Source organism: Amycolatopsis stemonae, from assembly GCF_054781455.1.
In genome coordinates, this window is sequence record NZ_BAAGUJ010000009.1 from 390,866 (window position 1) to 397,020 (window position 6,155).

Genomic DNA, 6,155 nt, shown 5'->3' on the forward strand with positions numbered 1-6,155 from the left:
AATCACGCCTCGTAGAACAGGTGCTCCACCACCGTGTGCGCCCGGCGCGTGATGCGGCGGTAGGTGTCCAGGAACTCGCCGGGGTCGTCGACCGGGGACTGGCCGAGCACCCGGGCCACGGCCGCCAGGTCGCGGCCCGAGCCCGGGACCTCGTCGACCGCCTTGCCGCGCACCAGCATCCCCGCGTTGCGCACCCGCGTCGCCAGCAGCCACGCCTCACGCAGCGAGTCCGCTTCGGACTGTTCGGCCAGGCCGGCCGAAGGCAGGCAGGCCAGCGCGTCGAGCGTCGACGTCGTCCGCAGGCCGGGGACCGCGTGCGCGTGCTGCAGCTGCAGCAGCTGGACCGTCCACTCGACGTCGGCGAGGCCGCCGCGGCCCAGTTTCGTGTGACGCGTCGGGTCGGCACCGCGCGGCATCCGCTCGGTCTCGACCCGGGCCTTGATGCGGCGGATCTCGCGCGCCTTCGTCGCGTCCAGGCCGCCTTCGGGGTAGCGGATCGGGTCGATCATCGCGATGAACCGCTCGCCGAGGTCCTCGTCACCCGCGACGAACCGGGCCCGCAGCAGCGCCTGCGCCTCCCACACCTCGCCCCAGCGCGCGTAGTAGGTGCGGTACGACTCGAGCGTCCGCACCAGCGGCCCGCTCCGCCCCTCCGGCCGCAGGTCGGCGTCGACCACCAGGGCCGGATCCGAGCTCGGCGCGCCCAGCATCTTCCGGACCGTCTCTGCGACCGACGAAGCGAACTTCACGGCGTCGGCGTCCGAGACCCCTTTGGACGCTTCGCAGACGAAGAGGACATCGGCGTCGGAGCCGTAGCCGAGTTCGGCGCCGCCCAGCCGGCCCATCCCGATCACGGCGATGCGCGCCGGCGTCTTGCCCAGCTCGGCCTGGCGCTGGCGGAACGCCGCGGCCAGCGCGCCCTGCAGGACCGCGACCCAAACCGAAGACAGCGCCTCGCACACCGCGGGCACGTCGAGCAGGCCCAGCAGGTCCGCGCACGCGACGCGCAGCATCTCGTGCCGCCGCAGCGAACGCGCGGCCGCGACGGCGGCGTTCAACCCCGGCTGACGGCGGACGGCGGCCCGCAGCGACGTCGCCACCTCGGCCGGCGTGCGGCCCAGCAGCCGGGCCGGATCGCCGAGCAGCCGCAGCACTTCCGGCGCGCGGACGAGCAGGTCCGGCACCAGCCGCGACGTGCCCAGCAGCGCCGCCAGGTTCTCGACCACCGTGCCCTCGTCGCGCAGCACCCGCAGGTACCACGGGGTGTCCTCGAGCGCCTCCGACACCTTCCGGTACGACAGCAGCCCGCCGTCGGGATCGGGGGTGTCGGCCAGGAGGTCGAGCAGCACCGGCAGCAGCGCCTGCTGGATCGCCGCGCGCCGCGAGACCCCCGAAGTGAGGGCCTTGATGTGCTGGAGAGCGCCGTCGGGCGCGGTGTAGCCGAGCGCGGCCAGCCGGCTGGCCGCCTGCTTGGTGGTCAGGCGCAGCGCCTCGGTCGGCACGTTCGCGACGGACTGCAGCAGCGGCCGGTAGAAGATCTTTTCGTGCAGGCGCCGGATTCCCTTGCCGTGCTTGCGGAACTCCGCCAGCAGCGCCTCACCCGCGGTCTTGCCGCCGCTGCCCTTGATCCCGCTGGCGCGGGCGAGGATGCGCAGCTCGTCGGTGTCCGACGCCGCCGGGAACAGGTGCGTCCGGCGCAGCCGCCGCAGCTGCAGCCGGTGCTCGATCATCCGCAGGAACTCGTACGACGCGCCCAGCTCGGCCGCGTCCTGCCGGCCGACGTAACCGCCCTCGCCGAGCGCGGCGAGCGCGTCCATCGTGGACGGTGAGCGCAGGTCCGCGTCGACGCGGCCGTGCACGAGCTGCAGCAGCTGCACCGCGAACTCGACGTCCCGCAGCCCGCCGCGGCCCAGCTTGAGCTCGCGCTCGGCGTGTTCGGACGGCACGTGCCCCTCGACGCGGCGGCGCATCTGCTGCACCTCGCCGACGAAGTTCTCGCGGTCGGCCGCCGACCACACCAGCGGCGCGACCATTTCGGCGTACTGCCGGCCCAGCTCGCCGTCGCCCGCCACCGGACGTGCCTTGAGCAGCGCCTGGAACTCCCAGGTCTTGGCCCACTTCCGGTAGTAGCCCAGGTGGCTTTCCAGCGTGCGGACCAGCGCGCCCGCCTTGCCCTCGGGGCGCAGCGCGGCGTCGACCTCGAAGCACGCCTTCCCGACGACGCGCATCATCGTGCTCGCCAGCCGCGTGGCGACGCCGATCTCGTCCGACGCGGCGAAGATGACGTCGACGTCGCTGACGTAGTTGAGCTCCCGGCCGCCGCACTTGCCCATCGCGATGATCGCCAGCCGGCCTTCCGCGGCTGCACCGACCTCGGCCTCGGCGACGACGAGCCCGGCGGCGAGCGCGGCCTCGGCCAGCTCGGTCAGCTGCGCCGCGATGTCGGCGTAGTGCGGGTGGTCGAGCCCGGCCTCGACGAGGTGCCCGAGGTCCGCCGCGGCGATGCCGAGCAGCTCGCGGCGGTAGGCGATCTTGAGCGCCTGCTCGGCGTCGAGCCCGGTCAGCACCGAACCGTCGTCGTCCACGAGCGCCGTGCGCAGGGCGTCCCGGTAGCACTCGGGGTCGGTGCACTTGTCGCCGGTGAGCGAATGCCACTGCTCGGGATGGGCGGCGAGGAAGTCGGCGAGCGCGCTCGACGTCCCGAGCACGCCGAGGAGCCGGCCGCGGAAGGTCCGGTCGGCGCGCAGCTTCTCTTCGAGCTGCGCCCACTCGCCGTCGTCGACCTCGCGGATCCGGTCGAGACCGTGCAGCGCGAGGTCGGGGTCCGCGGCGCGCGACAACGCCGCGAGCACGTCGGCCGCCGCGTCGACCGGGCCGGCGTCGGCCCACCAGCCGGCCGCGCGCAACTGGTCCTCGGCACGGGAATCGGTGAAGCCGTACCTCGCCGCCGAAGCGGTCGTTCGCGCTCGGTCTGCCATCACCGACCACCGTAGTCCGGGCTCAGGCGGCGAGGCGGCCCGGTTCGGCCGGTGTCGGCTCCGGCACCTGGAAGCTGTGCGCGGTGACGGGGTGGCGCCGCGAAAGGACGTAGATGCCGAGGCCGACACCGATCCCGATGACGCCGACGGCGATGGTGCCCGCGGTGCCGAGCGAAGCGATCTTGCCGGAGACGGCGCCGACGATCGCGGCGGCGGGCAGCGTGAACAGCCACGCGACGACCATCCGGCCCGCCATCCGCCAGCGCACCGGCGCCTCGCGGCGGCCGACGCCGGAGCCGACGATGCCGCCGGAGCACACGTGCGTCGTCGACAGCGGGAAGCCCAGCCGCGAGGAGACCAGGATGACCAGCGCCGAGCTCGTCTGGGCGGCGAAGCCCTGCGGGCCCTCGATGTCGGTCAGGCCCTTGCCGAGGGTGTGGGTGATGCGCCAGCCGCCGAGGTAGGTGCCGAGCGCGAGCGCGCACGCGGCGCTGATGATCACCCAGGCGGGTGGCGCCGAGCCCGGCGCCAGACTGCCCGCGCTGACGAGCGTGAGCGTGATGACGCCCATCGTCTTCTGCGCGTCGTTGGTGCCGTGCGCGAGCGAGACGAGCGAAGCCGAGACGATCTGGCCGACCTTGAACCCGCGCGTGGCCGGGCGGTTCCGGACGAGGAAGCGGTAGACCAGGTACGTCCCGCCCATCGCGACGACGCCGGCGATCACCGGGCTCGCGGCGGCCGGCACCAGGACCTTTTCGAAGATCTTTCCGAAGTGGACCGAGCCGGTGCCCGCCGAGATCCAGGTGGCGCCGATCAGGCCGCCGAAGAGGGCGTGCGACGAACTCGACGGCAGGCCGACGAACCACGTCACGAGGTTCCAGACGATCGCGCCGATCAGCCCGCCGAAGACGATCGACGGGCCGATCTTCGTGTCGTCGACCAGGCCGCTCGAGATCGTCTTGGCGACCTCGACCGACAGGAACGCGCCGACCAGGTTCAGCACCGCGGAGATCGCGACGGCCACCCGGGGCTTGAGGGCCCCGGTGGCGATCGACGTCGCCATCGAGTTCGCGGTGTCGTGGAACCCGTTCGTGAAATCGAATACCAGGGCCGTGACGACGACGATCACGACCAGCAACGAGGGCTCCACCCCGACCTCCGAACCCTTGTGGGGACTCCTCCCGCAAGGTACCTGAAGGGTGACGCCTGCCGTTAACAGGCTGTTGCTGGTTGTGACATCAGCCGTTAAGCCAGCGGTAACGAGTGTTGACTGTCGGCGGCGGGTTCGAGCTCTCCGGCGGCCAACCGGACGAACCGCTGCGCGAACGGACGCCAGGTTTCCTCGATGTCGGCGTGCACAGCGATCAGCTTGTCGTGCCCGAGTGAGCCCGGACGGGCGAATTCCGCCATCTCGGGCTCATCTTCGGCCCAGCTCTCGACGACGGCGGGTGTCGTCTCGATGTGGAACTGGACACCGTAGACACAACGGTTCAACCGGAAAGCCTGGTGCGGGTAGCGCGGCGCGGACGCGAGCAGCTCGGCGCCGGGCGGGAGCCGGGTGATCGCGTCGTTGTGGAACTGGAGGACGTCCTGCATGAGCGGCAGCTCGGCGAAGAGCGGGTCGGTCCACGCCGCGTCCTTTTTGGCCACCAGCTGCGGGCCGACCTCCGGGCCGTCCCGGCCGACCTCGACGCGCCCGCCGGTGGCGACGGCCAGCAGCTGGGCGCCGAGGCAGATCCCGAGCGTCGGCCGTTTCGCCATCGCGGCTTTCGAGAGCAGCCGTCGCACGTCGGCGAGCCACGGGTGCTTCTCGTCGTCCTCCGCGGCCATGCCGCCGCCGAGGACGACGACCCCCTGGTAGCCGTCGACGTCACCGGGCAGGTCGTCGGCCGGCGGCAGGCGGACGTCCAGCTCCGCACCGGCCTCGGTCAGCCAGTCGCCGAGCGGGCCGAGCGGGTCCGATGCGTCCGGCTGGATGATGAGCAATCGGGTCACGCTTTTCAGGGTAGGTGCCTCAGCAGGCGCAGCGGATCCCGCCTCGGGGAGTGCCGTCGACGGGGTAGCCGGCGGCGATCCAGGCGGCGATGCCGCCGGAGAGCCGCTTGACGCGGAACCCGAGCCCGGCGAGCTTGAGCGCACCCTTGGTGGCGGCGTTGCAGTTGGTGCTCTCGCAGTAGCAGACGTAGACGAGGTCCTTGTCGAGGTGCGCGGTCGTCTCGGGCGTCAGGTCGCGGTAGGGCAGGTTGATCGCGCCGGGGATGCGAGCCTCGAGGAAGGCTTCTTCGGCCCGCGTCTCGACGACGACGTAGCCGTCGGTGTGGCCGGCCTCGAGGTCGCGGACCAGGTCGTCGGGGTCGACCTCGAAGGCCAGTTCGGCGCCGAAGTAGGTCACGGCTGCGGCCGGGGCCGGCGCGGGGACGGTGAGCGTGCGTGCGGTGGTCATGGGTAAATCCTGCTGGTGAGGACGTTCCCGGCACAGGGCAGAATCGGGGTGGGAGCCCCTGCCGGCCGGGGATTTCCGCGTGTTGGCCCTGCGAGCCCGGGAGAGTTGCGGTGGACCCCCTCGACGACGTCGACTGGCACCTGCTGGAGCTGCTCCAGGCGGACGGCCGGCTGAGTTTCACGGAGCTGGGCCGGCGGGTGTCGCTGTCGGGTTCGGCGGTGACGGAACGGGTCCGCCGTCTCGAGGAGCGTGGCGTGATCACGGGGTACGGGGCGCACGTCGACACGTCGAAGCTGGGGCTGCCGATCGAGGCGCTGGTGCGGGCCCGGGTGCGGAGCCTGGACACGCCCCGGTTCCGGACGGCGGTGTTGCCGCTGGCGCAGGTCGTCGCCGCGGATCACATCACCGGGGACGAGTGCTGGATCCTGCGGATGCTGTGCCGGGACACGGCGGAGCTGGAGGAGCTCGTCGAAAAGGTGCAGCGGTACGGCGAGACGACGACGTCGCTAGTGCTGTCGTCGCCGCTGCGCCGGCGTCCCGTTTCGCGCACATGAGAAAAGGCCCCGGGAGGACCATGTCTGGTCCTCGACCGGGGCCTTCCCCAACGTAAGTTCGGCGGTGTCCTACTCTCCCACAACCCTTCGGTTGCAGTACCATCGGCGCTGTCAGGCTTAGCTTCCGGGTTCGGAATGGGACCGGGCGTTTCCCTGACGCTATAACCACCGAAACACTCC

The 6,155-nt window shown here is 71.9% G+C and carries 5 protein-coding genes and 1 rRNA gene; 1 reads left to right on the top strand and 5 read right to left on the bottom strand.

The window, feature by feature from the left end; translation table 11 throughout:
• Positions 1 to 2: 2 nt before the first annotated feature.
• The 4 genes from ACYVLJ_RS31760 to ACYVLJ_RS31775 form a co-directional block, all read right to left on the bottom strand.
• Positions 3 to 2,978, bottom strand: coding sequence for a bifunctional glutamine-synthetase adenylyltransferase/deadenyltransferase (locus ACYVLJ_RS31760; RefSeq protein WP_460441455.1), 2,976 nt, complete (start codon positions 2,976 to 2,978; stop codon positions 3 to 5).
• Between the two features lie 22 nt (positions 2,979 to 3,000).
• Positions 3,001 to 4,128, bottom strand: a complete 1,128-nt coding sequence (locus ACYVLJ_RS31765; protein WP_451988704.1) for an inorganic phosphate transporter — start codon at positions 4,126 to 4,128, stop codon at positions 3,001 to 3,003.
• A gap of 95 nt (positions 4,129 to 4,223) precedes the next feature.
• Complete coding sequence (locus ACYVLJ_RS31770; protein ID WP_451988703.1) at positions 4,224 to 4,973, bottom strand: type 1 glutamine amidotransferase; 750 nt, start codon at positions 4,971 to 4,973, stop codon at positions 4,224 to 4,226.
• Between the two features lie 19 nt (positions 4,974 to 4,992).
• Positions 4,993 to 5,421, bottom strand: coding sequence for a rhodanese-like domain-containing protein (locus ACYVLJ_RS31775; RefSeq protein ID WP_460441456.1), 429 nt, complete (start codon positions 5,419 to 5,421; stop codon positions 4,993 to 4,995).
• Between the two features lie 110 nt (positions 5,422 to 5,531).
• On the opposite strand from ACYVLJ_RS31775, the gene ACYVLJ_RS31780 reads away from it, so the two are divergent.
• Positions 5,532 to 5,975 (top strand): Lrp/AsnC family transcriptional regulator, encoded by a 444-nt coding sequence (locus tag ACYVLJ_RS31780; RefSeq protein WP_460441457.1) that lies wholly within the window; start codon positions 5,532 to 5,534, stop codon positions 5,973 to 5,975.
• Between the two features lie 56 nt (positions 5,976 to 6,031).
• Here the strand turns inward: ACYVLJ_RS31780 and rrf are convergent.
• Positions 6,032 to 6,148, bottom strand: a 5S ribosomal RNA gene (rrf, locus tag ACYVLJ_RS31785).
• Positions 6,149 to 6,155: the final 7 nt, after the last annotated feature.

Bases quoted from the DNA above. Each gene is read 5' to 3' on its own strand.
- ACYVLJ_RS31760 (WP_460441455.1), bottom strand. From the start codon at position 2,978: ATGGCAGACCGAGCGCGAACGACCGCTTCGGCGGCGAGGTACGGCTTC.
- ACYVLJ_RS31775 (WP_460441456.1), bottom strand. From the start codon at position 5,421: ATGACCACCGCACGCACGCTCACCGTCCCCGCGCCGGCCCCGGCCGCA.